This window comes from Synechococcus sp. PH41509 (genome assembly GCF_020514285.1).
Lineage (GTDB): Bacteria > Cyanobacteriota > Cyanobacteriia > PCC-6307 > Cyanobiaceae > Parasynechococcus.
The window spans coordinates 1-24,224 of the sequence record NZ_VTLD01000021.1 but is presented as its reverse complement, the minus strand read 5'-3'; the positions used below and the strand labels follow the sequence as shown (position 1 = coordinate 24,224).

The 24,224-nt window shown below is 55.9% G+C and carries 33 protein-coding genes and 1 tRNA gene; 16 read left to right on the top strand and 18 right to left on the bottom strand.

Annotated elements, in window-relative coordinates:
* The first annotated feature begins 89 nt into the window (after positions 1-89).
* The gene (gene clpB, locus FZZ88_RS07310) at positions 90-2,678 is read left to right on the top strand and encodes an ATP-dependent chaperone ClpB (protein WP_166016698.1); all 2,589 of its coding nucleotides are present in this window, start codon (positions 90-92) and stop codon (positions 2,676-2,678) included.
* 30 nt (positions 2,679-2,708) lie between these two features.
* Here the strand turns inward: clpB and FZZ88_RS07305 are convergent, their stop codons facing one another.
* The 5 genes from FZZ88_RS07305 to FZZ88_RS07285 all read right to left on the bottom strand — a co-directional run bounded on the left by FZZ88_RS07305 (position 2,709) and on the right by FZZ88_RS07285 (position 5,833).
* Complete coding sequence (locus FZZ88_RS07305; protein ID WP_166016699.1) at positions 2,709-3,071, bottom strand: hypothetical protein; 363 nt, start codon at positions 3,069-3,071, stop codon at positions 2,709-2,711.
* The gene (locus FZZ88_RS07300) at positions 3,071-3,583 is read right to left on the bottom strand and encodes a hypothetical protein (RefSeq protein WP_166016700.1); all 513 of its coding nucleotides are present in this window, start codon (positions 3,581-3,583) and stop codon (positions 3,071-3,073) included. Before FZZ88_RS07300 ends, FZZ88_RS07305 begins: the two co-directional genes overlap by 1 nt.
* Positions 3,584-3,625: 42 nt before the next feature.
* Entirely contained in the window at positions 3,626-4,288 is a 663-nt protein-coding gene (locus FZZ88_RS07295; RefSeq protein ID WP_166016701.1) for a hypothetical protein, read from the bottom strand.
* Between the two features lie 372 nt (positions 4,289-4,660).
* Positions 4,661-5,161, bottom strand: a complete 501-nt coding sequence (locus tag FZZ88_RS07290; RefSeq protein WP_166016702.1) for a hypothetical protein — start codon at positions 5,159-5,161, stop codon at positions 4,661-4,663.
* 15 nt (positions 5,162-5,176) lie between these two features.
* Entirely contained in the window at positions 5,177-5,833 is a 657-nt protein-coding gene (locus FZZ88_RS07285; protein ID WP_166016703.1) for a hypothetical protein, read from the bottom strand.
* A 511-nt stretch (positions 5,834-6,344) separates the two neighbouring features.
* On the opposite strand from FZZ88_RS07285, the gene FZZ88_RS07280 reads away from it, so the two are divergent.
* Positions 6,345-7,199 carry a hypothetical protein gene (locus FZZ88_RS07280; protein WP_166016704.1) on the top strand — a complete coding sequence of 285 codons (855 nt, stop codon included), beginning with the start codon at positions 6,345-6,347 and terminating at the stop codon, positions 7,197-7,199.
* A gap of 133 nt (positions 7,200-7,332) precedes the next feature.
* Here the strand turns inward: FZZ88_RS07280 and FZZ88_RS07275 are convergent, their stop codons facing one another.
* Together FZZ88_RS07275 and FZZ88_RS07270 are read right to left on the bottom strand one after the other, a co-directional pair.
* The gene (locus tag FZZ88_RS07275) at positions 7,333-7,989 is read right to left on the bottom strand and encodes a tetratricopeptide repeat protein (protein WP_166016705.1); all 657 of its coding nucleotides are present in this window, start codon (positions 7,987-7,989) and stop codon (positions 7,333-7,335) included.
* A 119-nt stretch (positions 7,990-8,108) separates the two neighbouring features.
* Positions 8,109-8,579, bottom strand: coding sequence for a 6-carboxytetrahydropterin synthase (locus tag FZZ88_RS07270; RefSeq protein WP_166016706.1), 471 nt, complete (start codon positions 8,577-8,579; stop codon positions 8,109-8,111).
* Positions 8,580-8,647: 68 nt separating this feature from the next.
* Here FZZ88_RS07270 and hisIE point away from each other — a divergent pair, with 68 nt between their 5' ends.
* Positions 8,648-9,316, top strand: coding sequence for a bifunctional phosphoribosyl-AMP cyclohydrolase/phosphoribosyl-ATP diphosphatase HisIE (gene hisIE, locus FZZ88_RS07265; RefSeq protein ID WP_166016707.1), 669 nt, complete (start codon positions 8,648-8,650; stop codon positions 9,314-9,316).
* On the opposite strand, the gene FZZ88_RS07260 is transcribed toward hisIE, so the two are convergent.
* The 3 genes from FZZ88_RS07260 to FZZ88_RS07250 are packed head-to-tail and all read right to left on the bottom strand — an operon-like array spanning position 9,313 to position 11,172.
* Complete coding sequence (locus FZZ88_RS07260; protein WP_166016708.1) at positions 9,313-9,969, bottom strand: L,D-transpeptidase; 657 nt, start codon at positions 9,967-9,969, stop codon at positions 9,313-9,315. The genes hisIE and FZZ88_RS07260 overlap by 4 nt on opposite strands.
* 46 nt (positions 9,970-10,015) lie before the next feature.
* Positions 10,016-10,681, bottom strand: coding sequence for a peptidase (locus FZZ88_RS07255; RefSeq protein ID WP_166016709.1), 666 nt, complete (start codon positions 10,679-10,681; stop codon positions 10,016-10,018).
* Positions 10,681-11,172 carry a DUF2214 family protein gene (locus FZZ88_RS07250; RefSeq protein WP_166016710.1) on the bottom strand — a complete coding sequence of 164 codons (492 nt, stop codon included), beginning with the start codon at positions 11,170-11,172 and terminating at the stop codon, positions 10,681-10,683. Before FZZ88_RS07250 ends, FZZ88_RS07255 begins: the two co-directional genes overlap by 1 nt.
* A 180-nt stretch (positions 11,173-11,352) precedes the next feature.
* Between FZZ88_RS07250 and FZZ88_RS07245 the strand changes: the two genes are divergently transcribed.
* The 5 genes from FZZ88_RS07245 to FZZ88_RS07225 all read left to right on the top strand — a co-directional run bounded on the left by FZZ88_RS07245 (position 11,353) and on the right by FZZ88_RS07225 (position 13,841).
* The gene (locus FZZ88_RS07245) at positions 11,353-12,279 is read left to right on the top strand and encodes a sigma-70 family RNA polymerase sigma factor (protein ID WP_166016711.1); all 927 of its coding nucleotides are present in this window, start codon (positions 11,353-11,355) and stop codon (positions 12,277-12,279) included.
* 68 nt (positions 12,280-12,347) lie between these two features.
* A complete protein-coding gene (locus FZZ88_RS07240; protein ID WP_166016712.1) occupies positions 12,348-12,713 on the top strand; it encodes a YkvA family protein in 366 nt (121 codons plus the stop codon).
* Positions 12,714-12,737: 24 nt separating this feature from the next.
* Positions 12,738-13,058 (top strand): hypothetical protein, encoded by a 321-nt coding sequence (locus tag FZZ88_RS07235; RefSeq protein WP_166016713.1) that lies wholly within the window; start codon positions 12,738-12,740, stop codon positions 13,056-13,058.
* A 40-nt stretch (positions 13,059-13,098) separates the two neighbouring features.
* Positions 13,099-13,344 (top strand): hypothetical protein, encoded by a 246-nt coding sequence (locus FZZ88_RS07230; protein ID WP_226423630.1) that lies wholly within the window; start codon positions 13,099-13,101, stop codon positions 13,342-13,344.
* 5 nt (positions 13,345-13,349) lie between these two features.
* Positions 13,350-13,841: a phosphate-starvation-inducible PsiE family protein gene (locus FZZ88_RS07225; protein ID WP_166016714.1), complete on the top strand. Its 492-nt coding sequence runs from the start codon at positions 13,350-13,352 to the stop codon at positions 13,839-13,841.
* A gap of 500 nt (positions 13,842-14,341) precedes the next feature.
* Here the strand turns inward: FZZ88_RS07225 and FZZ88_RS07220 are convergent, their stop codons facing one another.
* Entirely contained in the window at positions 14,342-14,863 is a 522-nt protein-coding gene (locus tag FZZ88_RS07220) for a Nif11 domain/cupin domain-containing protein (RefSeq protein ID WP_166016715.1), read from the bottom strand.
* 92 nt (positions 14,864-14,955) lie between these two features.
* Between FZZ88_RS07220 and FZZ88_RS07215 the strand changes: the two genes are divergently transcribed.
* Positions 14,956-15,192 (top strand): DUF3136 domain-containing protein, encoded by a 237-nt coding sequence (locus FZZ88_RS07215; protein WP_166016716.1) that lies wholly within the window; start codon positions 14,956-14,958, stop codon positions 15,190-15,192.
* A 19-nt stretch (positions 15,193-15,211) separates the two neighbouring features.
* Positions 15,212-15,568: a c-type cytochrome gene (locus FZZ88_RS07210; RefSeq protein WP_370519993.1), complete on the top strand. Its 357-nt coding sequence runs from the start codon at positions 15,212-15,214 to the stop codon at positions 15,566-15,568.
* Here the strand turns inward: FZZ88_RS07210 and FZZ88_RS07205 are convergent.
* A complete protein-coding gene (locus FZZ88_RS07205) occupies positions 15,544-15,813 on the bottom strand; it encodes a YciI family protein (protein ID WP_166016717.1) in 270 nt (89 codons plus the stop codon). The two genes, FZZ88_RS07210 and FZZ88_RS07205, sit on opposite strands and share 25 nt — an antisense overlap.
* 97 nt (positions 15,814-15,910) lie before the next feature.
* Here FZZ88_RS07205 and FZZ88_RS07200 point away from each other — a divergent pair, with 97 nt between their 5' ends.
* Entirely contained in the window at positions 15,911-16,282 is a 372-nt protein-coding gene (locus FZZ88_RS07200; protein ID WP_166016718.1) for an AbrB family transcriptional regulator, read from the top strand.
* A gap of 105 nt (positions 16,283-16,387) precedes the next feature.
* Here the strand turns inward: FZZ88_RS07200 and trpA are convergent, their stop codons facing one another.
* The 3 genes from trpA to FZZ88_RS07185 are packed head-to-tail and all read right to left on the bottom strand — an operon-like array spanning position 16,388 to position 17,847.
* Positions 16,388-17,203 (bottom strand): tryptophan synthase subunit alpha, encoded by an 816-nt coding sequence (trpA, locus tag FZZ88_RS07195; protein ID WP_166016719.1) that lies wholly within the window; start codon positions 17,201-17,203, stop codon positions 16,388-16,390.
* A 34-nt stretch (positions 17,204-17,237) separates the two neighbouring features.
* Positions 17,238-17,594 (bottom strand): DUF3007 family protein, encoded by a 357-nt coding sequence (locus tag FZZ88_RS07190; RefSeq protein ID WP_115023559.1) that lies wholly within the window; start codon positions 17,592-17,594, stop codon positions 17,238-17,240.
* A gap of 1 nt (position 17,595) precedes the next feature.
* Positions 17,596-17,847, bottom strand: coding sequence for an NAD(P)H-quinone oxidoreductase subunit L (locus FZZ88_RS07185; RefSeq protein ID WP_166016720.1), 252 nt, complete (start codon positions 17,845-17,847; stop codon positions 17,596-17,598).
* 39 nt (positions 17,848-17,886) lie between these two features.
* Between FZZ88_RS07185 and FZZ88_RS07180 the strand changes: the two genes are divergently transcribed.
* Positions 17,887-17,975 (top strand) — tRNA-Leu (locus tag FZZ88_RS07180).
* A 7-nt stretch (positions 17,976-17,982) separates the two neighbouring features.
* Here FZZ88_RS07180 and FZZ88_RS07175 read toward each other — a convergent pair.
* The 3 genes from FZZ88_RS07175 to FZZ88_RS07165 are packed head-to-tail and all read right to left on the bottom strand — an operon-like array spanning position 17,983 to position 20,948.
* Positions 17,983-18,285: a thioredoxin family protein gene (locus FZZ88_RS07175; protein WP_166016721.1), complete on the bottom strand. Its 303-nt coding sequence runs from the start codon at positions 18,283-18,285 to the stop codon at positions 17,983-17,985.
* Entirely contained in the window at positions 18,260-19,306 is a 1,047-nt protein-coding gene (gene pyrC, locus FZZ88_RS07170; protein ID WP_166016722.1) for a dihydroorotase, read from the bottom strand. Before pyrC ends, FZZ88_RS07175 begins: the two co-directional genes overlap by 26 nt.
* A complete protein-coding gene (locus FZZ88_RS07165) occupies positions 19,299-20,948 on the bottom strand; it encodes a SulP family inorganic anion transporter (protein WP_166016929.1) in 1,650 nt (549 codons plus the stop codon). The genes pyrC and FZZ88_RS07165 overlap by 8 nt, the downstream gene beginning before the upstream one ends.
* Before the next feature lie 81 nt (positions 20,949-21,029).
* On the opposite strand from FZZ88_RS07165, the gene FZZ88_RS07160 reads away from it, so the two are divergent.
* The 4 genes from FZZ88_RS07160 to FZZ88_RS07145 all read left to right on the top strand — a co-directional run.
* Positions 21,030-22,115 carry a calcium/sodium antiporter gene (locus tag FZZ88_RS07160; protein ID WP_166016723.1) on the top strand — a complete coding sequence of 362 codons (1,086 nt, stop codon included), beginning with the start codon at positions 21,030-21,032 and terminating at the stop codon, positions 22,113-22,115.
* Positions 22,116-22,227: 112 nt separating this feature from the next.
* Complete coding sequence (locus FZZ88_RS07155) at positions 22,228-22,728, top strand: DUF2231 domain-containing protein (RefSeq protein ID WP_166016930.1); 501 nt, start codon at positions 22,228-22,230, stop codon at positions 22,726-22,728.
* Positions 22,725-23,345 (top strand): DUF2231 domain-containing protein, encoded by a 621-nt coding sequence (locus FZZ88_RS07150; RefSeq protein WP_166016724.1) that lies wholly within the window; start codon positions 22,725-22,727, stop codon positions 23,343-23,345. The genes FZZ88_RS07155 and FZZ88_RS07150 overlap by 4 nt, the downstream gene beginning before the upstream one ends.
* A partial coding sequence (locus tag FZZ88_RS07145; protein WP_230332855.1) for a cytochrome c oxidase subunit II occupies positions 23,342-24,224 on the top strand: 883 nt, incomplete at its 3' end. The genes FZZ88_RS07150 and FZZ88_RS07145, both read left to right, overlap by 4 nt.

Here is a 24,224-nt window from a genome sequence, read left to right as displayed (position 1 = left end):
GTGAGAGCACCCAACCGAATCCTTCGGTTTGCCCCCTCGGGCCTCGCATCAATCGCCATACGGTGAACGGAGTTTGAAGCGCATCAGAGATGCAACCCACGGCGGAACAGTTCACTGAAAAAGCCTGGGCCGCCATCGTCGCCGCCCAGCAACTGGCGCAAACCAGCAAACATCAGCACCTTGAAACGGAGCATCTGCTGCTGGCTCTTCTGCAGCAGAACGGTCTGGCTGGCCGCATTCTGACCAAAGCAGGTGTCGACGTCGCCAATTTCCAAGCGTCGGTCGACACCCATCTGAAGCAGCAACCCAGCCTTGGATCTCCACCGGAATCAGTCTTTCTGGGACGTTCCCTGAACAGCTGCCTGGATCGAGCAGAAACAGCCCGTGATGGATTCAGTGACAGCTACATCGCTATCGAACATCTGTTACTGGCCTTGGCGGACGATGAGCGCTGCGGCAAGCAACTGCTCAGCCAAGCGGGCGTTGACGCCACCAAACTCAAAGAAGCCATTACTGCTGTGCGAGGCAACCAGACGGTGACCGATCAGAACCCAGAGGGGACCTACGAATCCCTCGAAAAGTATGGGAGGGACCTAACAGCAGCCGCCCGTGACGGCAAGCTGGACCCGGTGATCGGGCGGGACGAGGAGATCCGCCGCACGATCCAGATCCTCAGCCGACGCACCAAGAACAACCCAGTACTGATCGGCGAACCGGGGGTCGGCAAGACCGCAATTGTGGAGGGATTGGCACAGCGAATCGTCAACGGCGATGTTCCCCAGGCCTTGCAGAACCGTCAGCTCATTGCCCTCGACATGGGGGCCCTGATCGCTGGAGCGAAATACCGAGGCGAGTTTGAGGAACGCCTCAAAGCTGTGCTCAAAGAGGTCACCTCCTCCGAAGGACAGATCGTGCTGTTCATCGATGAAATCCACACGGTGGTTGGCGCAGGAGCCACCGGTGGAGCCATGGACGCCAGCAACCTGCTCAAACCGATGCTGGCCCGGGGAGAACTGCGCTGCATCGGTGCCACCACCCTTGATGAGCATCGACAGCACATCGAAAAGGACCCTGCCCTGGAGCGACGCTTCCAGCAAGTGCTGGTGGATCAACCCACGGTGGAAGACACGATTTCTATCCTGCGCGGTCTCAAAGAGCGCTATGAGGTGCACCACGGCGTCCGCATTGCCGACAGTGCACTAGTGGCTGCTGCTGTCTTGAGCAGCCGCTACATCGCTGACCGCTTTTTGCCCGACAAGGCAATCGATCTGGTGGATGAATCCGCCGCGCGCCTGAAGATGGAGATCACCTCCAAACCTGAGGAGATCGATGAAATCGATCGCAAGATCCTGCAGTTGGAGATGGAGAAGCTCTCCCTCGGCCGTGAATCCGACAGCGCCAGCCAAGAACGCTTGCAACGGATCGAACGGGAACTGGCGGACCTCGGAGAACAGCAAAGCTCCCTCAATGCCCAGTGGCAGAAGGAAAAAGGCGCGATCGACGAGCTGTCGTCGCTCAAAGAAGAGATTGAACGCGTGCAGCTGCAGGTGGAACAGGCCAAGCGCAGCTACGACCTCAACAAAGCGGCGGAACTGGAATACGGCACCCTGGCTTCCCTGCAGAAGCAGCTGCTTGAGCAGGAAGCCCAGATCGCCTCGGAGGAGCCTGGCGAAAAAGGCTTGCTGCGGGAGGAGGTGAGTGAGGACGACATTGCAGAGGTGATCGCCAAGTGGACCGGGATCCCCGTCGCGCGGCTGGTGCAGAGCGAAATGGAGAAGCTGCTCCAGCTGGAGGATGACCTGCATCAGCGGGTGATCGGCCAGAACCAGGCCGTGACCGCGGTGGCAGATGCGATCCAACGATCCAGGGCAGGCCTGAGCGACCCGAACCGCCCCATCGCCAGCTTTCTGTTTCTCGGCCCCACCGGTGTAGGCAAGACCGAACTCTCCAAAGCACTCGCCAACCGGCTGTTCGACAGCGATGACGCGATGGTGCGCATCGACATGTCGGAGTACATGGAGAAGCACACCGTCAGTCGTTTGATCGGTGCTCCCCCAGGCTATGTGGGTTATGAAGCAGGGGGCCAGCTCACCGAAGCGGTGCGTCGTCGGCCCTACGCCGTGATCCTGTTCGACGAGGTGGAGAAAGCCCACCCCGATGTCTTCAACGTGATGCTGCAAATCCTCGATGACGGCCGCGTCACCGATGGGCAAGGCCGCACCGTGGACTTCACCAACACGGTGCTGATTCTTACCAGCAACATCGGGAGCCAATCGATCCTGGAGCTGGCCGCTGATCCCGAGCAGCATGAAGCGATGGAAGCCAGGGTGAATGAAGCTCTCCGGGCCCATTTCCGGCCGGAATTTCTCAATCGTCTGGACGATCAGATCATCTTCCACAGCCTCAGGCGGGAGGAACTGCGCCAGATCGTCACCCTCCAGGTGGAACGACTACGCCAGCGGCTAGCTGACCGCAAGCTGGAGCTCATCCTGAGTGAAGGGGCCGCCGACTGGCTCGCCAGTGCCGGATATGACCCTGTGTACGGGGCACGTCCGCTGAAACGCGCCATACAACGGCAACTGGAGACTCCCATTGCAAAAGCGATCCTGGCGGGCCGCTACAGCGAGGGAGAGGTCGTCCACGTAGAGATGGAGTCAGAACAAATTTGCTTGCTGTGACAGGCAACGCAATTTTCGATCTTCTAGGGCTTATTTACTTCTCGGCTTATTATTTTTGATCACCGTTTCCCCCTCTGTTGAGGTCACACGTACGGTTCCTCCGCTCATTTGGACCCCTGTATAGAAACCGTTGATTTTTTCGACGGTGCGACCGGGGACACCGGGTTGGACAGGATCCCCAATCATGAGTTCTCCGCGAACATGGTTGAGATGATCAAAATTCTGAGTAAAGGAAAAGGCAAATCCCTCAGGGCAGACATTGAAGCTGTTGTGGCCATGAGGATCACTCGGCATACAGCCTGCATTGCCTTTAGGAGCTTCTAGGGCAGCTCCCAATCCCAAGAGAGCCCAGGAGGCGAATGTGATGACTGCAGTCTTCAAACGATGGTCCATCAAAAAGCTTGCTTGAAGTCTCTGGGCTGCTCAACATCAAATATGGGTTCATTCGCTTCTGACTGGAAGGCATTTCCAGCAGACACATCCTGTTTTAGCACTCTTGGCTGATCTGATGCATCGAGATTGCTTTCTAATTCCACCTCATCATTGGGCAGAGGCATCGATTCCTTTGACGATAAAGCGTCTCCTCCTCCATCATGCTCCGCACTGGGTTGAGGTTCGCAGCTCAAAGAAATCTGATTGACGATCCCTGTATTTTGAAGAGCCAAGCATCCATAATATTCCGGATTATCATCTGCTTCTGGGATACTTTGACATTCGACAATTGGCCATGACGTAATTAAACAGTCGAGTCTCTCCTCGTTTTGGCCATCTGCCATCCAACATGATCCTGTGGCATCATGATTTCCGATACAATATATAATTCGAGACGCTTCGGCATGAGCCTTAATGAGATTTACACCTGGGCTGAAAAGCAACAGGATGAAAAGCCAAAACCCCCGCACCATTGCTTGCTGTGATGGTTGATCTACAGGGATATTGACTTCAAATTAGTCGGTCGACAAGCGTGGAGTCTTCATAATAGCTGCAGATTGTGGGCTGGCCGCAGTTGCAGTCGAGGTTGTCCCCTTGGCGTAGAGGGAACGAACCATGCCGCTTTTTGTAATTTTCGGTTCCCCTTCATCAATGACGCATTTTTTGAGAGCAGGGAATTTGACAGGGTCGACGACGATTCCATCCTTGGCCAAGGAAACACACGTCTTGATCAGCGAAAGCTGGGTTGATATCACGCGATCTTTAGCTATTTGGCGTGCCATCGTCTTGCAGTCTTCGATGGCACTTGAGCCAAATGGGATGGTCATTCCGACCGTTCCGTTAAAAGATTTATTTCGTGCTCCATTAAAGGTGAATTCGTCAAAATTATCAGTACGAACTTTTCCAGCATTCGTGAGCATGTATAGCGAAGGAGTTCTGCAAATAATTCCTGGTCCATAGCCAAAGTCATTATTGAACGCCGTATTTGTTTGATAATTGATATTGGTTCCGCCTGTGGTCACCGAAGACGCAGCAGGAGCCGCTGTGTTATTAACTGCTGTGGTGTTGTTCGTGGTCTGAGCTTTGGCGTATTGACCAAGAGCACAAAAATAAAGCCCGAGAATCAATAAGAAGCGCGTGGCACCTATGAGGTTTTGCGCAGCAGATCCGAAAGTCACCACAGCTTTATCGATACAGAAATATTAGAGCAGAACTGATATTAGGACAACATTAACTTTGGTACGCGACAAACAAATTGCAGGGAATGATTGCCATTATCTCAAAATACTTGTAGCTCACGATACAAACGAGAGTCTCGGCAGCCGAGGTTCGGGTTGGCCTTGCTGACCTCAAGGATGACGAATAGTGCAAGGAGACGAGGTTTTGATGAAATAGTTTTTAATTTTGGCGTATTAAGAGCGCACTCTTTAGCCGATAACCAGAACTTTGCAGTCATCAAAAGGGTTTCTAGCTTCTAATACCCCTATCAGACCATGCTGTAATGCTTTTATCCAAGGCCCACTAATTTTATTTGTAAGACCTTTTTAGGCCTAAAAATTCTGACTGAAGCTGCTCGAGAAGGCGCTTTGTTGTTGCTGAACCTTGATATTGAGTTCGTGAGTTGCCATTGATGAGGCAGTGCCCTTGATCGGTTTTGAGGGGTCGGGATTCTCCACGGATTCCATCTCCGACGTGAATTGCGTGCCAGCTCCGAAAAGAAAAACATTCCTGGATTGAATTCCATTAATGCTCATATTTCCTCCTCCAGGAGTCACAGTAAAATTTGCGTTCGCATTCCCTTTACTGTCTCCAAAAGAATCATCAATATAGCTCCCGGGCAGAAGGTTAACTGTTGCACTATTTCTAACGCGCACATTACTGTTGGCGTCGATTGTATTACGAACGCCAAATGAATTTGTCACCGTGACTTGAAAATCTCTGGCAGAGCCTCCAGTAATATTATTCATTTGCTGAGCGATTGCAGAAGCAGTAAAAAATAAGGCAAAGTTTACTGATAAAAATAATAATAAATTACATCTTAAACGGAACATGGTGAGTATCCCGCTTTAGAAATTCTGAGAGAACGCACTGCTAAAAGACGTGTTTGAAATATCAACGTTGATATTGCTGTTCACATTGGCAGCTGCGGACGCGCTGGAAACGTTGGTTGCGGCTGGGCTTTCACTTCCTGCGTTGGTTAACGATGTGTTGAATGCCGTGCCTTCAGGATCCAGGCTCATGTCGAATGCGGAAGACATGCCAGTCAGGGTTGTACTGCCCTCAGCAAACTGAGCTTCGTCGACGGAATCGACATTTCCTGTCGTCCCAGCGGCACTGTTGAAGTTGGTGGTGCCACCGCCAACAGTTCGAACATTTTTGATATCAGCCGCAATCGAAGGGGTACCGCCCTCTTGTTCTGATGCGCCCAGAACCGTGGAGATTTTCCCTTCGAGTGGCTTTAAGGAAGCTTTGCTTTCAATCACTGTTCCAGACATGCCACTCATACTGGATGTCACCCCAAACGCATTACTTGTTCCAACCGAAAGGGTTGCCCTGGAGCCGTTGGAGACGTTGATCGTGACCGATTGGCCAGGCCCAGCCATCTGCTCTGCTGGAAGATTTGGTGCTGTTTGGGCTTGCGACGTAAGGGGTATAGCTAAGAGTGCTGCTGAAATTGCTGCAACAATCGAAAAGCGGCGAGAACCAACCAATTGGAATTCCATTTGGCTAGAGCAAAGACCACATGGGAATCGTAGTCGCAGTTCAAGTACAAAACCTTTGTGTATTTGGGCCTATTGGCGACCTTCAATGATGATTTGGTAACAAAAAGAACTTAATTGGCAATTTGGTATTCAACTGAACACTAGTAACTATGCGGATCGCGAATATTCAAAATTTTTGTTGTAGCAAAATGAACATCTTTCAACCATTCGCTACCGAAATAAGCATGCGAACAACGCATATTCCAAAAATTCGATAGACTTTCCGTATCGCAACGAACTTAATTGGCAATTTAGTATTAAACTGAACACTAGAACTATGCGCATTCCGCATATATAAAAAAATGTTTTGTAGCGAAAAGAACATATACCGGGATTTTAGTATCGAAATAAACATGCAACTAACGCATATTCCAAAATTAGGTATACCTGCGCTCTGTTAATTGGTCAGACGGTACTAACGTAAAAATGTTGGCGTATATGCGTTAACACACTCTCAACTGGTTGCAACCCCATGAGAAAAGCTCTTTTATTGGCTGCGGCGCTCTCCAGCGCAACGGCATTCGCTGTTTGTGGCAGCCCTGCATCAGCACAAACAGCCGCACCAGATTTCGCCATCGATGCTACTCAGCAGGGCAAAGTCGATTTCAGTGGCAGCGGCACCGCTCAGTTCAACAACTCGCTGGGCGACAGCAACAGTTTCCAGGTGGGCTCGGCTACAAGTCTCGGCGTCAACGCCTCAGCTTCGTCGACACCTGCATATGGTGTCAATTCTACGGCGACATTAAATCTGGACACTTCGTCCGCCATGTCGCAGACAATCGGTACCTCCGGCGTCGGCGACTCGACAACTCAAACCAAGACCCGTGCCCATGACGTAACACGGAGTTCAATGTACGATCGAGGTTGGACGAGCGAGTGGGAGTCCGGCCGCGATTACAACGGTACGACCTACGACAGCGCATCTTCGTACGAATCAGCTTATAACGCTGAATACAATTCTACTTATCAAAACGCGTATTCAAATATCACTGGTACCGAGTCGAGTTCGACGTCGGATGGAACCATCAGCGGGGCTTTCACAACAAATGAATTCACCACTGATGTTGCAGTTGACAACATGCCAGCTGGATCCAAGCAGTCAAACAGCAACGTAACAGTTAACGGTATTGGTTCCCAGGCCAATATCGTCGCAGGGAGTGATTCAACGTTCACCACTTCTATTACTGCAGCTACTGCTGATGTTGATGCCTCGACATCCACTGCATCGGGTTCAGCTGGCGCCAGCTTGAGCACCGTTTCACTGGCTAACCAGTCTCAGTCCAAGTCAGCATCTGCCTTCATCCAATCCTTTGGCGGTGGAGACTGATCTGATCTGAAATTCACTAATTTTCAGATTACTTGTTCAATCGAAACTCCCCTACTCAGGGGAGTTTTTTTATGCGCTTTTGAATGCATTGGCACTTCAAATCAATACACATAAGCAGTGAGTGAGGGTATCCTCAGTTTTTGCATTGAGCCGCATACCATTGGCCTGGGCCCTCCTGACCTAGGGCACTCGCAATTTTCCAATCGGCACAAGCACCTTTCAAGTCACCGGTCATCTCCCGCGTGATGCCGCGGTTGCGGTAGGCATCTGCCAAGCGTGGATCCAAGCGAATGGCTTGACTGAAATCGCTGATTGCTGCTTGGTTCTGCTGCAATGCTCCACGGGTGACGCCACGATTGGAGTAAGCCTTGGCGTAGCCAGGGTCAATGGCGATTGCCCGATCGAGATCCTTCAACGCATCTTGAAATTTACCCATTCGCCCTTTCACCATCGCCAGCGCCGCAAACGCTTTTGCATATTTTGGATTCAAGCTGATCGCCTTTTGAAAGTGCTGTACAGATTTCTGGTTGTGCTTGAACATTGAGGATACACGCCCCTGATAATAATGATATTCAGGATCGTCCTTATCCTTGAAACCACGCATTAATGATGCAGCTTTTTGCGTCTGACCGAGATCAAGATAGAGATCAACATTTGAATATTTATTGTTAACCGCAGGGGCAGCAACAGCCCACGGAGCTTCTATCAAAAATAAAGCAAGAAGATAAATAAATATTCTTTTTTTAAGCCTTATCTTTGCAACTTGATTGGCGAACGAAGAGAAGATCATTGACGGTCTCGACGTCTGCCATTAAAGCTTTCAAAATAATTTTACTTAAAGGCATGAAAATTGCTAGTCATCCTTCGAGCTCGCCCCACCCAGCTGCACGCGCAACAGAAGCCTCACCATTACGGCGTGAACCACTGCGGCGTTGATTGATAGACAGCCGCATTGCTGTTGTTCTCCCGCGCCTCCACGGCATAGCAACAGGTGCGACCGCCATCGCGCTCTTGCAGCAGCTCGTTGGCCCAGGCCCAGATCAAAGCCGCCGTCGCTTCCATGCCCACGTTCTCCATCACGCGGAGATCCAGGGCTCCGAGGTCGTGCAGCCGCTGCCATTCCGTCAGCAGTGGATCGTCAGCATTGACCAGAAAGGTGTGGTCAAACTGCTGCCGCAGCCTTTGCTCGAAGGGGCGAAGGCTGGAGAAATCAACGACAAAACCGCAGGCATCCAGCTCCGTTGCGGCGAACCAGAGGTTGAAACTACGGCTGTACCCATGCACGAAGCGGCAATGGCCTTCGTGGCGCCACTGCCGATGACAGCAGGGATAGCCGCTGAAGGCTTTGCTGCAGCTGTAAGGAGTCGGAGAAACGAGCAAGGGAGTGAAAACGCGGAATGGAGCACGCTGCGGGAAGATTCAGGCGTTGCCCGAATGTTTGAGGCCTGATGCAGCCCCTCAGCCCCGCCTTCATTGACCAACTCCGTTTTAACGAAGCGGGGCTGATTCCAGCTGTGGCGCAGGACTGGCTGGACGGGGCTGTGCTGATGGTGGCCTGGATGAACCGGGAAGCGATCGAAGCGACCCTGCGCAGCGGTGAGGTGCATTACTGGAGCCGCTCACGCCAGGAGCTCTGGCACAAGGGTGCCACCAGCGGTCACATCCAGACGATGCGTGAGATCCGCTACGACTGTGATGCAGACGTGCTGTTGGTGACGATCGAGCAAACCGGGGATGTGGCTTGTCATACCGGTGCCCGCAGCTGTTTCTACGAGAACAGTGACGAAAGAACTCCTGGTGGAACAGCCGCTCTGCTGCCGCCAACGGATGCCTGCACCGAACTGTTCCGAGTGATCGAGGGAAGACGTGACCAACCGGAGCAGGGCAGTTACACCAACAAGCTGCTGGCGGGGGGGGACAACAGCATCCTCAAGAAGATTGGCGAAGAGAGTGCTGAATTCGTGATGGCCTGCAAAGACGACAACGCTGAAGAAATCGCCGGTGAAGCCGCCGACATTGTCTTTCACATGCAGGTCGCCCTGGCCCATCACGGCGTCAGCTGGCGGCAGGTGCAGGAAGTCCTGGCAGAAAGACGGGGTGCCCCGCGCCGGCATTAAGGCAAGCAGGGGCTGTCGCTGCTGATCACCACTTCATCGCCGAGCTCCACCGTGTCCAAGAGCACACCCATGGTGAGCTGACCGGTGTTGATGCAACCTCCAGTCACCGCCTTGCCGATCCTGGTCTCGTCGTTGGTGCCGTGAATGGCAAAGCTGTACCAGCGGAAAACGCCGTCGTAGATGTTGAAGCGAAAGGGCTGGTCTGTTGCTGGCACAGGAGCCAGGCTGATGTAGCCGGTGCCGTATTCACCGGTTTCCCCATCACCTTTGAAGTCGATGGAATTCATGTTGGTGAAGAGGGTCTCGCGCAGCTCCTCCTCCGTTTTTCCTGATTGCTCCACCAGTGAGGGGTCCATCTCGAAGCGGTCGTTGCTGAGGATGGCGTTGACCTGAAACGTTCCGAGCGGCGTGACACCCTCTTCAAAGGTGGTGCCTTGACAGCCAATGCCATGGCGCCCATGGCCGACGGTGAAACGCAAAGGGCCCTCAGCACGATCCAGAACCCCTTCACTGGCTGCAGGATTGCTGCCATTCAGCTGGATCCGAATCGGTTCACGAATCTGTGGGTCCTGCAGAAACTTACTGGTGTCAGAACGGCAACCCACAAGGCCGACGAGAACGCCAGCCATCACCAAAGAACGGATCAGATCCATGCATTGACCTCGACTGCGAGCAGCATGCCGCGCCCGGATGTCGACGTCATTCAGGCAAAGGAGATTCGGACGGTTCAATCGGCTGTTGAATCGTCGCCCCGAAGCGGGTCGTCTGTTGCATCACCCACGCAAGGGTGAGGCGATCCCGTTCCGATGGCACCAACACAGGACTCTCCCCCTGGCTTATTGCCAGGGCATCGGTGGGAACAGAACTGTGACCCCAGAGCCCGAAGGCGTGGCCCAGTTCGTGAAGAGCTGTGGCTTGCAGGGCTTCGGCCCGAAGCTCCGGGGAGACCATCACCTTGACCTGGGGCTCCAAACGCCGGCTGCCAAGACGCTGCACATCAACGATCTGAAGCATCGTTCGTCCGTTGCTCGCCCGCCATACCCCAGCGACCTGACGCCGCTTCGGACGCTCACGTCGAATCAGCACATTGGCCCGCTCTGGGCTGTCCACCCTCGTGATTGGAACCAGTGCACCCCAGGTGGTCAACGCCGATGACACCGCCTTCAGCCAGCGTTGGTCCCAACGGTTGGCAGGGGTTGCTTCAGCAGGCTGAATCCAGATGCACCAGTGCTTGAGCACGGGAGGGCCCAGAGGTGTGGTGGCGAGGGAGGAGGCATACCCCGGACGCTGACCAGGAGCCTGGCGTTCCAAGGCAACCTTCAGCGTTCGAATCTGCTGTTGGGGAGGACAGAGGTCGGGTTGCATCAGCCGGCGGGGAGACCAACGCCGCGGGCCATGAGTGTCGCCATCAGAGGAATGCTGGCGAAGCCGACCAATTCAATGTTGATGATCCAGGCCAGACGTCCTGCGAGAGCTTCGCTTACTTTCGGCAGCTCGCCCTTGCGCAGTGGAATCGCCCAGAGGATGTAGGTGATCGTGGGATACAGCGACAGCCCCCCCACGGAGAGGTAAAGGCCGACCTTCCACCAGAACAAGGGGTTCTGGGTGTAGAACTCGGCACCCTGGCCGAAGTGGATCACCCGCAGGATTCCACTGACCAACAAAGCCAAGGCAGCGATGCCGTAGACGATGTCGGTGATCACCATCGCCGTTGCTTCCTGGCGATTCGGATCCGCTTTGATCAACTTCCGCTCCAGCACGAGTGCGCCGAAACAGAGCATGAAGCTGAGGTAGTGAACGTAGGCAACGCCAGCGTTTTTGGCGATGTCGGATGTCAGAGCGACGGCCAGGGGCATTGGCGTAGCAACAGAAGGTGCGGCGACCCTAGCCACCCAATTGAATTAACAATGAAAGATTCACTTCACAAACAGGAAGAAAGAGTGCAATAACGCAAAAAGTGTTAATTCGGGAGTCTTTATTATGACTGCCAGAAAAAAACACTTTGGTTCTAGGTTCAATTCAGCCGTATCGTCATGATGACGAGTTCTCTGAGTGCTTTTCTCGGCGAAATTGGTCGCCATCAGCTGCTCACTCCAGAGCAAGAACTGATGATGGGGAGGAAGGTTCAGGCGATGGTCTCAATCACCGAACGCTGTCATCTTGCTGGCGGAAGTGGTCCAGCCTGTGATTACAGCGATGAAGAAAAAGGCGTAATTCGTCGTGGCGAACGCGCCAAGAATCAGATGATCACCTCAAACCTTCGTCTGGTTGTCAATCTGGCCAAGCGCTATCAGGGCAAAGGCCTGGACCTTCTCGATCTGATTCAAGAGGGAACCCTCGGACTGACCCGTGCCGTGGAGAAATACGACCCCACCCGCGGCCATCGGTTTTCAACCTATGCCTACTGGTGGATCCGTCAGGGTTTGAATCGGGCGCTATCCACCCAAAGCCGCACCATTCGCATTCCCGTGAATGTGAATGAAAAGCTCACCAAGCTGCGGGCGGCCAAGGCACGCTTGATGCAGCGAAATGGCCTGAGCCCCACCGGGGAACAATTGGCGGAGTTCATGGAGATCCCCATCGCTGAAGTGGAAGACCTCCTGGCCTGTGAACTGCGCAGCGTCACCGTCAGCCTGCAGGGGGTTGTGAAATCGAAATCCGATCCCTCAGAGCTGGTGGACGTACTGCCCAGCGAGGAGCTGCCTCCGATGGAACGGGCCGAGATCGCTGAGCGCACAGCCTCGGTTTGGTCGTTGCTGGCCAAAGCCAATCTCACCCCGAAAGAGCACACCGTCGTGACCCTGCGCTTCGGGCTGGATGGCACCAACGAATGGCGCACCCTTGCAGAAGTGGCTCGTCACATGAATTGTTCGCGGGAATATTGCCGTCAGGTGGTGCAGCGGGCCCTGCGCAAACTGCGCAAGACCGGAATTCAGAACGGACTCGTGGAATCCACACTCTGAACATCGGCTCACCCAGCTAGCGCTTTGCAGCTGATGTGGTGAGAGTGAAGCAATCTGGCTCCCTCCGCATGACGAACCATGCAGCTCGAACCACCGTTGAGGCCGATGTGCTTGAACGGGAAGTCATCGACGAAAGTCTGCTGCGCCGGCTATTGCAGCGGGCTGGCAGGGGTCTTGCCGCCCCAGCCCTGGAAGCCCTGGAGTTGATGCTTGACCCAGAGACTCCCTCAGCAGCGCGGCTGACGATGCTCGCTGCCCTGAGTTATCTGTTGATGCCAGCTGACCTCATTCCCGACCTGCTGCCTGTGGCAGGTTTCAGTGATGATTTGGTCGCGCTTACAGCAATGGTGGGACTTTGGAGTAATCACGTCACCCCGTCGATCCGGATGCGAGCTCGCCGCAAACTGGATCGATGGTTTCCCCTTGTGCACTGAATCGCTGAACCGAGTTGCTGATTGATGTCTGGCTGGACCCCTGAATTTGAAGCGGATCTCACCCTGCTGCTGAAGGACTGGTTGAAACACCAGGGGCGCTCGCAGGCCGACCTGCGGCGAAACCTGCGCGCCGTGTCGACCCGAATGCCCGCACTGCTGGAGGTGCTGGAACGAGAACACAAACTGCGCGGACTGTCCGGACTGGCTGATCGGCTTTGCAGCGTCGAAGCCGAATGGCATGGCCAGCCATCAGCAGACAGCACCGGCGTCGCAGCAGCAGAAGAGGATCCTTTCGGTCAACTTGATCTGCTTTTGCAGGAAATTCGAGACGACTGCTCCGATTAAGGGACTTCACGGGCAAAGTGGTGGCTCAGACATCGCTCCGATGACGCCTACGCAACTTCTTAGTGCCTCCTTTTGTTTGATGATGTCGGTGTGCGGAGCATCGTCGGCACTTGCCCAGACAGAAGGCTGGCTCCGGGGACCTGGCAGTGCAACAGGCAAAGACAGCACGATCGAAGCCACGAATTGCGTAACGGCAGAAGACGGCTCGATCACCTGTGACACCAAGGTCGTCAACCCGGGCAGCAACACCAAAGCACGGCCTTACTACAACCCCTTCAACGACTAAGCCCCGTGAGCGGACCCACCCGATCGAAGAGAACGTTCCTTGGTTTTGTTGATGCTGGTGAGCGCGAGGTCGCCCGACTTCTCACTCTGATCACTTCTGTTGTGATCGCTGCAGCGATCATCCAACTGATGATTTCTCTGGGCTCCAAGTTGCTGACTGGAACCGCAGCGACATGGTTAGGCGACGACCTGATCAAGATCCTCGGCGATCTGCTCACCGTTTTGATCGCCCTGGAGGTGCTGCAAAACATCACCAGTTACCTACGCCGCCATGTGGTGCAGATCGAGCTGGTCCTGGTGACAGCTCTCACCGCGGTGGCCAGGAAAGTGATCGTGCTGCCCTCAGGTGCTGAAAATAAACCCCAACTCTTGGTTGGCCTAGGGATCGCAGTCGTCTCCCTCTCCGCCGCTTACTGGTTGGTCAAACGTGCCAATGCAACGCCAAACAAGACACGGCTTGGGCGTGGGTCAGCCAACAAACTTGAGCATCAAGACTGAGGCCTGACGACTGAAAGCTGACGGACCAAAGAGGAAGGCCGCCCTTCCCGCTGGAAAGACGGCCTAACTCGCTCGTTTGCACATTGCAATCGACCTCATATTCAGTGTCTGATGCCTTGGGAAATCTCCTCCAGCAATGGAACTGAGACGGGAAAGGTCCAAGCGTCTGGCTCAAGGCACCCTGGGGCCATGCGGTCCAGGTGTGAAGCAACTCTCCTGCGGGGCACCTCCGAACGATGCAGAGGAGAGTCGACTGGCTTGACGCTCTTCGTTGTCGCGCCAGACGAATTGCTTACGAATGGGTGGAAACTGTTGGAGCAGGGGCCAGAAAGTCAGTCTGCTTCTTCGATTTGCTCAGGTGGAGTGTCGGCCGTCATGGGCTCCTCCGATCTCGATGTACACACTCTCGTCAGCGATGACGGCAACGGCAATCAGCTGTCGTGCTCATTGCCTTTTGGGGTCTGAACGACCCATGCTGAGAATGGCGTGCCTGAACATACCTAAGGGGTATCCCAGTGCAGGGCCAGCCAGAGCGTTCCAGGGTCGGGGTCCGTACGCTCGACCCGGTGGCGTTGATGGGGCGGAAGTGAAAGATGATCTCCAGGGCTGAGATCCACAATCCGATCGGGGTTCTCCAGCGCAACACAGGCGCTACCGCGCAGTACAAGCACCCATTCGTGTTCGGACTGATCGATCCATTCGTCGCTGGGGGATTGGTAGTCATTCGATGCGATCAGCATCAATCTCCACGTCTCGCCAGACGCCAACAACCGCGTTGATTCCTCTCCAGGAGTGGGGCAAGGGGTCGCCAGCAGATTGGCCTCCCCCCCCGGCCCATGGTCACGCTCTCCCCAGCGCCGACCAATGTCGAAGCCCCAGGATTGGGCCAGCTGCACAACCTGGTTGTGGTCAGCACAGGCCGCCAACTGCTGACGACTGCTGCAGTCGTGCTGCACACGCTCCGCAAGGGACTGAAGTTGGGAAATCTTGCTGAGGAAACGGATCAGATCCTGTTCCGCCATGGGAGGGGGACCACACAGCTTCGATAGTGATCCTGACAACAGACCAATTCAGAGATGGGCGCAAAAGTCAGAAGATCCTGACGTTCTATTTCATGCCGGCTGCAACCAAGGCTCTCACCATCGGCGATCTGGAAGCAGGCTTCTCCACCTACTGCCAGGCCCTCCGACGCCTTGTCGCGGATGGACGCGACCTTGACGCCATTCGCCGGACGGTCTGCTGGGATTATCTGCACAGACTGCATAAGTCCCTTCCGCAGGATTACCGCTCTCCAGACGAACTGGTTCAGCGGTACCGAAGGGAGGCAGCATCACCTGCTCAAGCAGACTGATCAAAGCCACAACATCCCTGTGCTGAGCCATGTCCTGCGCTACTGCATTGGTGCATGTCTGCTGCTGCTGCTGAACCTTGGAGCAGCTGAAGCCACAGCCGCTGCTGTTCCACAGATCAGCGATGGAGCTGTGTCATTCGAACAGCACTGCGCGGGATGCCACATCAACGGCGGCAACATCATTCGCCGTGGAAAAAACCTGAAGCTGAAGACCCTCGAGCGTGATGAGATCGCAACGGTGGAAGCCATCGCAGCCATCGCCCGTGAAGGGCGAGGCCAGATGAGCGGTTACGCAGATGTTCTCGGGCCGGATGGTGATCAGCTTGTGGCGGAATGGATCCTGATGCAGGCTCAGAACGCCTGGACCCAGGGATAAACCTCGAGAGCCGTCCAGATTCCCTCCTTCCAATAAATATCGTCCTCAACGAGCTTGCGCACGACGGAGATGTCGTCTGCCTCGAAGATTCCAAAAACGTGGGTACTTCCTTCGGTGGGACCAAGAGTGACAAGCGTTCCTTGCTCTTTAAGAGACTGAAGGCGAGCGAGGTGTTCATCTCGATAGGGAGCACGCTTCACTAGAGCATCCGTGCAGTAAGTGCCCCACAAGACGAAACGTGCCATAGCAAAAGATGAAATACCGAAGAACTTTTCAGTAGAAAGGATGGCATAACGGATTGAGAAAACGCTATGTTGTGAAGGTTGATTTCTTACGAAAGCGATGCTCACTGGGAGCGACCTTCTCAATAAAGTCAAAGACCTGGGTGATGTCAGCAAGTCTGATCTTGTTCGTGTCTGTGGCTATGTTTCCCACAAAAAGGATGGTGGCGAACGTCTGAATTTCACCGCTTTCTATGAAGCCCTCTTGGACGCCAAAGGCGTCAGTCTTGGTACCGGCGGTGTTGGCGGTATCGGCAAAGGTGGCCGAAAGCTCAGCTATGTGGCCACAGTGCAAGGCAACGGAAACTTGCTGATCGGCAAGGCGTATACGGCTCTTCTTGACCTCACGCCTGGAGATGAATTTGAAATCAAACTAGGCCGCAAGCAAATTCGCCTGACACCTCTTGGTGAAAGCGACGAAGACGAGGAGTGATTCAACATCAGGTGATGTGCTCATCGAGATTGCATCTCTCCTGAAGACCTGCTCAACCCCGACCAATGTCGGGGTTTTTTGATGCCTTCAGCGTGATGGACGCCACTAACGCTGGTCAGCAGCGACGCGCAATTCAGCGCAAAAACGACCCGCTTCCTGAGCTATCTCTCCAGGAGATGCTGCAGCCATCCTTTTCACGAGTGCACTTCCCACAATCGCTCCATCGGCACCCCAGCCACGAACCTGGCGCACCTGCTCAGAGCCTGAAATTCCAAAACCAACGGCGACAGGAACGGGTGAGGTTTGTTTCAGTTGCTGGACCAACCCTTCGACTCTGCTTTCCATTTGAGCCCGCTCACCGGTGACACCGGTGACGCTCACCAGATAAGTGAAACCTCGGCTGCATGTCGCAATCCGACCCATTCGAGCTTTGGGTGTGGTGGGTGCAACAAGAAGTACGAGATCCAATCCGGAGCGCTCTGCAATTGTCGACAACCGCTCCGCCTCTTCGAGAGGTAAATCAGGCACCACAAGCCCCGCCGCACCAGCCTCTGCTGCGGACTGGCAGAACGCCTCCATTCCCACATTCAGCAGCGGATTGGAGTAAGTGAACAGAATGACGGGAATCTGCAATTTCCCTTTCAAGGACCGCAGCATGTCCAGAACCGCCTTGGGCGTGGTTCCAGCGGCAAGGGCCCGGGAAGCGGCGGCCTGAATGACCGGTCCATCAGCGAGAGGGTCGCTGTAGGGCATCCCCAGTTCCACCATGTCGGCCCCGGCACTTTGCAGGCTGAGGAGCACTTCAGCGGTCACAGAGAGATCAGGGTCGCCAGCCATCAGGAACGGCATCAGAGCGAGGCGACCGTCCTGCTTCAGCTGCTCAAAGCGCTGGGCGATGGAAGAGGACTGCTGATTGGGCATCTCGGTCAACCGACCAGGAACAAACCTGGAAAGCCTATGAGTCGGCGGGGGCGTCACCGTCCGAAGCAACCGAGGCATCCGCTCCGATCTTGCGCAACAGCGCCTGCTGCTCCTCCTCTGGGAGAGCGTCAAAACGAGCCTGAAGTGCGTCAGCCTCCTGCTTGTCGTACACCTCGCGGTAGCGACGCCGCTGATTCATATAGGTCATTTGGCCGGTCACAACCCGAAACAGGTAGGAACTCGTCCAGACCACAACGATCACCACCAACAATGTCTGGGCAGCAATCCCTGCCGAGAAACCTTCAAAGCCCGCAGCTTGAAAGCCCACTTGCCCAACCCCTCCCAACAGGAGGACGGCGAGTCCGATCAGAAGAACCTTTCCACGCGTCAATTCAGACGTCTCCCTGCCCGCTGAGACGGAAATTGAGGAACGGAGCGAACAGAATCATCCCCGGGAAAAAGAAGAAGACCATCCCATAAATCCCCATACGCTCCAGCTTGCCCATCTGATGCCAGCGCTGATTCATCCAGGCAAAAAGGGCTAGCGGAATGACCACGAGGTACAAACCGCCCAGCACGACGTAGGCCAAAAGAACCAGCAGTGTGTCCTGTGGGACTTGATGGAGCAGGGACGAGAGGTCCAAGGCCTAAGGACAGCTATGGGAAATCTAAGATGTCTGGGCGGGGGCATGGCGGAATCGGTAGACGCACACGACTTAAAATCGTTTGGGCTGAAAGGCCTGTGGGGGTTCAAGTCCCCCTGCCCCCACCACCCGCGTTCAAGACGGCAGCAACTCGGCGAGCTTGGTGCGGAAATCTCCCTTGGGCATACCGCCCTTCAATTCCCCCTCGATCGAGAAATCGCCATCGGGATCGCTCACCAGCAGGTAGGTCGGCCACCCCATTCCTTCCTTGTTGGGGTACTGCTTGAGCAGGATCTTGCGGTATTTGCGGTACATCTCAGTGTCCTGCAGCATCACGGAAATGAAGCTGCAGCCGAGTTCCTCCGCCACCTTCCCGTCGTAATGACTCATGCGGTGACAGGTTCCGCAGTCTTCAGAGCTGAACTTGATCAGGTGCATCGGAGACGGCCCAGGAGAGGATCTCTCCAGCATGGAAAGGAACGAGTCCATTCACAAGTTCCGGCACAAGATGATCACGCCGTTGCAACGTAATGCGGCTGCTGTTGGCTGGCAGGTTGTAAAAAGCTGGCCCATTCAGGCTGGCGAATGCTTCTAAATGGGCAAGAGCACCCTCTTCATTGAAGACTTGGGCGTAGCTCTCCAAAGCGAAGGGCGCATTGAAAATGCCGGCGCAACCGCAGGAACTCACTTTTGAGGCCCGCTCGTGAGGTGCCGTATCAGTGCCGAGAAAGAAGCGGGGGTCACCGCTGGTCGCAGCCCGGCGTAGGGCCTGACGGTGACATTCCCGCTTAGCGACGGGAAGGCAGTAGAAGTCACTGCGCAACCCTCCTGCAAACATCGCGTTGCGGTTGATATGCAGATGGTGGGGTGTGATGGTGGCCGCGAGATGGTGATCCGCGGAGCTGACGTACTGCACAGCCTGCTCGGTGGTGATGTGCTCGAACACAACCTTCAGCTCGGGATGACGAACCCGCAGGGGTGCCAAATGGCGTTCAATGAAGACCGCCTCACGGTCGAAAATATCGATATCTGCATCCGTGACCTCTCCATGGATCAGCAACGGCATGCCGATTCTGCCCATCGTCTCGAGCACTGGATCGATCTGCAGCAGATCCGTCACTCCTGCTGCTGAATTGGTGGTGGCGTTGGCGGGATAAAGCTTGGCCGCCGCAAACACGCCCTCTCGAAATCCAGTCTCGAGCTCGGAGGGATCGATCGAGTCGGTGAGGTAGGCCGTCATCAACGGCGTGAACTCCAGATCAGCGGGACACGCGGCCTGAATACGCGCGCGGTATGCCCGCGCCGAAGCAACGGTTGTGACCGGAGGACGCAGATTGGGCATCACAATCGCCCGACGAAAACGACGGGCTGTATGGGCCACAACATGCGTAAGCATCTCCCCGTCACGGAGATGCACATGCCAATCATCCGGAGCGATGATCGAAATCTGGTCAGTCATTCAGCGCCAAACCATTGACGGCAAGACGCAAGGCCACGAGGCGATCGGCGCTGATGTGGCTCTTGGGAACACGATCAAGCAGTTTGAGCTTCTGAAGCCGATTTTCTGTACTTCCCGTCGCAACGACCAGGTAGACCCGGCGCCCTTCCTCAATCGCTTCCTTGACCGCATTCTCTAGAGCGATGGCAGCTGTGACCCCGAGGTGGGATACCTCTGAGAGGTCGAAGATGACCGCCTGACAATTGCCGATGGCGTTGTGCTCGCGCGCGATCGCTTTGGCTACACCGAAAATCATTGGGCCGGCGAGCTGAAACAACAGGACCTTGCCGGAGGCCTGATCCAGCAACATCTGCTCCTCTTCGGTCAGCTCCACATCGTCATCGGCGGTGCTGATCGTTTTCACTTTTCTGGACTGCAACGCGCTCATCCGATCAATGGTGAGGACGTTGGCCACGAAGACGCCAATCCCCACCGCAGTAATCAGATCGACCAACACCGTGAGCGCAATGACGCCGTAGGTGATCACCGCAGCTTTAACCGAAAGGTGATGGGCCCGATGAAGGAAATCCCAGTCGATGATGTCGATACCCACCTTCAGGGCGATCCCAGCCAGCACAGCAAGGGGGATCGTGGAAGCGAGGGGAGCGGCGGCCAGAACAACCACCACCAAAATCCCCGCTCGGATAATTCCAGAGAGGGCCGAACGTCCGCCAGCCTGGATGTTGACCACAGTGCCCATGGTGGCTCCCGCCCCAGGGAGACCTCCGAAGACACCCGAGGCGATGTTCGCCAGTCCCTGGCCCACCAGTTCCTTGTTCGAGTTGTGCTCGGTGCGGGTCAGGCTGTCGGCCACCACGGAGGTGAGCAGCGCATCGATGCAGCCCAGCATTCCCAGCACGGCCGCATCAACGAACATCAAGCGCAGCTGCCCTCCTGAGAAGGTGGGCACATGAAAGCTAGGGAGCTCGGCGTTGAAGGGCGGAATGGTTTTGAGCCCAGCGTCATGGAACAAGGTCATCGACAGAACCGTTCCCAAGACCAGAGCCAGGAGCTGAGGCGGACAGAAACGCTTGACGCTTGCTGGGGTGAACCAGAGGATCGCGACCGTGATCAGGGCCAGAGCCAGCTCCATCGGCTGCACACCAGCGATCAAACCGGGAAGATTGGACAGGGTGCCCATGACCCCACCGGATGCGGTCTGACCGAGGAAGGCCGGCAGCTGGAGAATCACAAGAATGGCCCCGATCCCCGACATGAAGCCGGAGATCACCGTGTAGGGCATCTGGGTGACGTAGCGACCCAGACGGAACACGCCAAAGAGGATTTGAAAAAGTCCCGCAAGGATGACCACGGTGAAGGCCATGGCCATGGCCGTTTCCTTATCCGGGGCCGTGGCAGTGAAGCTGAGGATCACTGAGGTGAACACCACGGTCATCGGACCGGTGGGTTCGGAAATCAAGGTGGGCGTGCCTCCGAAGACGGCGGCCACCAAGCCGATGATCACGGCTCCCCAAAGACCCGGTGCGGGGTCACCTGTTGCGGCAACCCCGAAGGCCAGGGCCATCGGAAGGGCAATCACCGCGGCGGTCACGCCACCGAAGGCGTCACCGCGCAGATTGCTTGTGGAAATCCGATTGAGCAAGAGTTCTGGCACTGAACCGCAGCGCCTGACATTAAGTGGAGTCACGGCAAAGCAGAATCCCCATACACCTGATCTCTCCCCATGCCTGAATTTCTACAGGCCTCGATCCAAGTACTGATCGGTATTGGACTGCTGTTTGGTGGAGGAGAGCTGTTCGTTCAGGGAGCCGTCGCCATAGCGGTGATCTTTGGGATTCCCCAGCTCGTGATCGGCCTCACTGTGGTTTCGCTTGGCACCAGCGCTCCGGAACTGTTCGTGAGTCTGAGTTCGGTGCTTCAAGGGGCTGACGCCCTTGCGGTCAGCAATGTGGTGGGCAGCAACATTTTCAACGTGATGGTGGTGCTCGGCGGCAGCGCCCTGGTGCTGCCGTTGCGCGTTGAAAGCCGCCTTGTGCGGCGCGATGTCCCCCTGATGATTGCGATTTCGGCTGCGGTCTGGGGCATGGCCTCAGCGGGACGTGTCACCTGGCAAGCAGGGCTGGCCCTGCTCTTGGGACTTTTGATCAACACCATCTGGGAGATCCGCACCGCCCGAGAGCAACCGGACGACAGTGGGAGTGCTGAACCCGATATCGAAGATGACGCGGCGAGCGGTGGCTGGAGCCTGGCCATCCTTCGCCTGATCGGAGGCATTGGCATCCTCACCATCGGATCACGGGTTCTGGTGAGCGGAGCCACGTCAGCCGCCGCCTATCTCGGGGTCAGTGAGGCGGTGATTGGGCTGACCATCGTTTCAGCCGGAACCTCGATGCCGGAATTAATCACCTCCCTCGTTGCCGCCCTGCGGGGGCGCACCGATCTGGCGATCGGCAACGTTGTGGGCAGCTGCTTGCTGAACCTGCTGCTCGTGCTGGGGGGAGGAGCCTTGGCCGCCGCTGGCCGTGGGCTGCAGGTCAGCCCCGAATTGATTCAGGAGGACCTGCCGGTGATGTTGCTGACCAGCCTGGCCTGCTTGCCGATCTTCTGGACGCGAGGAAATATCAGCCGACTAGAGGGTGGACTGTTGCTTGGTTTGTACTTCCTCTACATCGTTGACAACGTTCTTCCAAGGACATCCCTGGCCAGTTGGTCGGACGAATTTCGGCTGTTGATGCTGTGCCTTGTGTTGCCCATCGTGATGATATTGATCATGACCCAGGCGCTTGTGTTCTGGCGGAGCAAGACCTAACGGAATCCGAGCAAGGCCAGCGATGAGTCGGATGGAGTTTTATTTCCTCATCCAGGGATGACCGTCTAATCAGACGTGTCCATCCTTGAGGCAGATGATGCTCGGCTTGCCGATGCTTGAGCTGCTTCCCCCGCTCAACGACAAGAATCTCCCCTGGATCGACGTCATCCATCCCATCGTTGTTCACTTCGTGATCGCGATGGCATTGATCACGGTCGTGTTCGATGCCATTGGTGTGATCAGCGGCAAGAAGAACCTGTTTGAGGTGAGCTTCTGGAACCTGATCGTCGCGACCGTCGCAATCTTTGTGGCCATCATCTTCGGCCAGGTGGAAGCCGGTCTCGCCAATCCCTACGGCGCGTCACGGGACATCCTCAACATCCACAGCACCATCGGCTGGTCCCTCGCTGGTGTACTGGCCCTGCTCACAAGCTGGCGCTACGTCGCCCGGCAAAAAGACCCAGCGATCTTGCCCAGGGGCTTTCTCATCTTTGACCTCGTGCTGGCGGGTCTCGTGATCACGCAGGTGTACCTCGGCGACAAGCTGGTCTGGGTTTACGGGCTGCACACGGTCCCCGTGGTTGAAGCCATCCGTCAGGGAGTGATCTCGTGACGCTCTTCGCCGCGATCGCATCGCCGATCAACGACATTGCCGACTCCCTCGGCGCCAACAACCTTCCTTACGCCATTCCGCTGCACCCCAACCTGGTGCACCTGACCATCGGGTTGTTTGCGATCGCCATCGCCTTCGACTTCGCCGGTGCGTTCTACCCGTTGGAAAAACGGGTGTTCCGCTTTCTGGCTTTACCAGTCACCCGCAGCGGCTTCCACGACGTGGGCTGGTACAACCTCGTGGCCTGTAGCGGCATCAGCTTCTTCACCGTGGCAGCGGGGTTCTACGAAATGCTGCTGGCGGTTCCATTGCCGGGCATCCGCAGCATCCTCGGCCAAACCGCCATCGACACGATGCTCTGGCATGCCATCGGTGGCGTCGCGATTCTGCTTGTGATCGTGGCCATGACCATCTGGCGGGGTTACCAACGTTTTGTTTGGCGCAAAGACTTGGGCCGTCAGGTGACCTGGCTGTATCTGCTTTGCGGCACCGCCATGCTGCTGGTCATGGGCCTGCACGGAAGCCTTGGCGCTTGGTTGGCCAGTGACTTCGGGGTACACATCACCGCAGACCAGTTACTGGCTTCCGGTGCCGATCTGCAGGAGGCATTGCCATGACAACCTCCACCCCCAAGAACGGCCCGAACATCGGCGCCATCGTGATCATCAGCATCGCTTTTGCGATCAATCTTGTCATCGCCAAACTTATGGCGACATGGTCCTACAGCTGGTTCCCACCGCAGGCCTCCAGCGCAGCGTCCTACGTCGACGATCTGTTCGCCCTGGAGACCGGCATCGGCTCCTTCATTTTCTTTGGCTGCACCGGCGTTATGGGCTGGGTTCTGTTGTTCAACAGGGCCGGCAAATACGACGAGAGCGACGGTGCGCCGATTGAGGGCAACACCAAGCTCGAGATCATCTGGACGATCATTCCCCTGGTGACGGTCTTCGTGATCGCCACCTACACAATGAACGTGAACATGAAGCTTCAGACCCTTGGTCCGAAGCAGAAGTACGCCATCGGCACCGATCCCACCGCACTTATTGCAGTCGATCCCACCGCGGACATCGGACCGATCGATGTGATCGCCCGCCAGTGGAGCTGGGAGTTCGTCTACCCCAGCGGCGTGCGCAGTTCAGAACTCCACATCCCAGTGGATCAACGGGTGAACCTGAGGCTGATCTCCGAAGACGTGCTGCACAGCTTCTTTGTACCGGCCTTTCGGCTGAAGCAAGACATCATCCCCGGCAGCATCATTTCCTACAGCCTCACGCCTACCAAGGAGGGGAGGTTCCGGTTGAGGGACGCCATGTTCAGCGGCGCCTACTTCTCCCAGAACCAGACAGACGTCATCGTCGAATCCGAGCAGGCCTACGACGGCTGGCTGAAAGCCACAGCCCAAAAGCCACTACAGCCCGGCCTCGATCCAGGGCGACCGCTGTACGACCGACGTCTCAGTCGAGGAGACAAGGGCTGGGCAACGGTTCCCCCCGCTC

What these genes read in the sequence shown, in the direction of transcription:
- clpB (WP_166016698.1), top strand. Translation starts at nt 90, where the DNA reads ATGCAACCCACGGCGGAACAGTTCACTGAAAAAGCCTGGGCCGCCATC.
- FZZ88_RS07305 (WP_166016699.1), bottom strand. Translation starts at nt 3,071, where the DNA reads ATGGACCATCGTTTGAAGACTGCAGTCATCACATTCGCCTCCTGGGCT.
- FZZ88_RS07300 (WP_166016700.1), bottom strand. Translation starts at nt 3,583, where the DNA reads ATGGTGCGGGGGTTTTGGCTTTTCATCCTGTTGCTTTTCAGCCCAGGT.
- FZZ88_RS07290 (WP_166016702.1), bottom strand. Translation starts at nt 5,161, where the DNA reads ATGTTCCGTTTAAGATGTAATTTATTATTATTTTTATCAGTAAACTTT.
- FZZ88_RS07285 (WP_166016703.1), bottom strand. Translation starts at nt 5,833, where the DNA reads ATGGAATTCCAATTGGTTGGTTCTCGCCGCTTTTCGATTGTTGCAGCA.
- FZZ88_RS07280 (WP_166016704.1), top strand. Translation starts at nt 6,345, where the DNA reads ATGAGAAAAGCTCTTTTATTGGCTGCGGCGCTCTCCAGCGCAACGGCA.
- FZZ88_RS07275 (WP_166016705.1), bottom strand. Translation starts at nt 7,989, where the DNA reads ATGATCTTCTCTTCGTTCGCCAATCAAGTTGCAAAGATAAGGCTTAAA.
- hisIE (WP_166016707.1), top strand. Translation starts at nt 8,648, where the DNA reads ATGCAGCCCCTCAGCCCCGCCTTCATTGACCAACTCCGTTTTAACGAA.
- FZZ88_RS07260 (WP_166016708.1), bottom strand. Translation starts at nt 9,969, where the DNA reads ATGGATCTGATCCGTTCTTTGGTGATGGCTGGCGTTCTCGTCGGCCTT.
- FZZ88_RS07255 (WP_166016709.1), bottom strand. Translation starts at nt 10,681, where the DNA reads ATGCAACCCGACCTCTGTCCTCCCCAACAGCAGATTCGAACGCTGAAG.
- FZZ88_RS07250 (WP_166016710.1), bottom strand. Translation starts at nt 11,172, where the DNA reads ATGCCCCTGGCCGTCGCTCTGACATCCGACATCGCCAAAAACGCTGGC.
- FZZ88_RS07245 (WP_166016711.1), top strand. Translation starts at nt 11,353, where the DNA reads ATGACGAGTTCTCTGAGTGCTTTTCTCGGCGAAATTGGTCGCCATCAG.
- FZZ88_RS07240 (WP_166016712.1), top strand. Translation starts at nt 12,348, where the DNA reads ATGACGAACCATGCAGCTCGAACCACCGTTGAGGCCGATGTGCTTGAA.
- FZZ88_RS07235 (WP_166016713.1), top strand. Translation starts at nt 12,738, where the DNA reads ATGTCTGGCTGGACCCCTGAATTTGAAGCGGATCTCACCCTGCTGCTG.
- FZZ88_RS07230 (WP_226423630.1), top strand. Translation starts at nt 13,099, where the DNA reads ATGACGCCTACGCAACTTCTTAGTGCCTCCTTTTGTTTGATGATGTCG.
- FZZ88_RS07220 (WP_166016715.1), bottom strand. Translation starts at nt 14,863, where the DNA reads ATGGCGGAACAGGATCTGATCCGTTTCCTCAGCAAGATTTCCCAACTT.
- FZZ88_RS07215 (WP_166016716.1), top strand. Translation starts at nt 14,956, where the DNA reads ATGCCGGCTGCAACCAAGGCTCTCACCATCGGCGATCTGGAAGCAGGC.
- FZZ88_RS07205 (WP_166016717.1), bottom strand. Translation starts at nt 15,813, where the DNA reads ATGGCACGTTTCGTCTTGTGGGGCACTTACTGCACGGATGCTCTAGTG.
- FZZ88_RS07200 (WP_166016718.1), top strand. Translation starts at nt 15,911, where the DNA reads ATGCTCACTGGGAGCGACCTTCTCAATAAAGTCAAAGACCTGGGTGAT.
- trpA (WP_166016719.1), bottom strand. Translation starts at nt 17,203, where the DNA reads ATGCCCAATCAGCAGTCCTCTTCCATCGCCCAGCGCTTTGAGCAGCTG.
- FZZ88_RS07175 (WP_166016721.1), bottom strand. Translation starts at nt 18,285, where the DNA reads ATGCACCTGATCAAGTTCAGCTCTGAAGACTGCGGAACCTGTCACCGC.
- pyrC (WP_166016722.1), bottom strand. Translation starts at nt 19,306, where the DNA reads ATGACTGACCAGATTTCGATCATCGCTCCGGATGATTGGCATGTGCAT.
- FZZ88_RS07160 (WP_166016723.1), top strand. Translation starts at nt 21,030, where the DNA reads ATGCCTGAATTTCTACAGGCCTCGATCCAAGTACTGATCGGTATTGGA.
- FZZ88_RS07155 (WP_166016930.1), top strand. Translation starts at nt 22,228, where the DNA reads ATGCTTGAGCTGCTTCCCCCGCTCAACGACAAGAATCTCCCCTGGATC.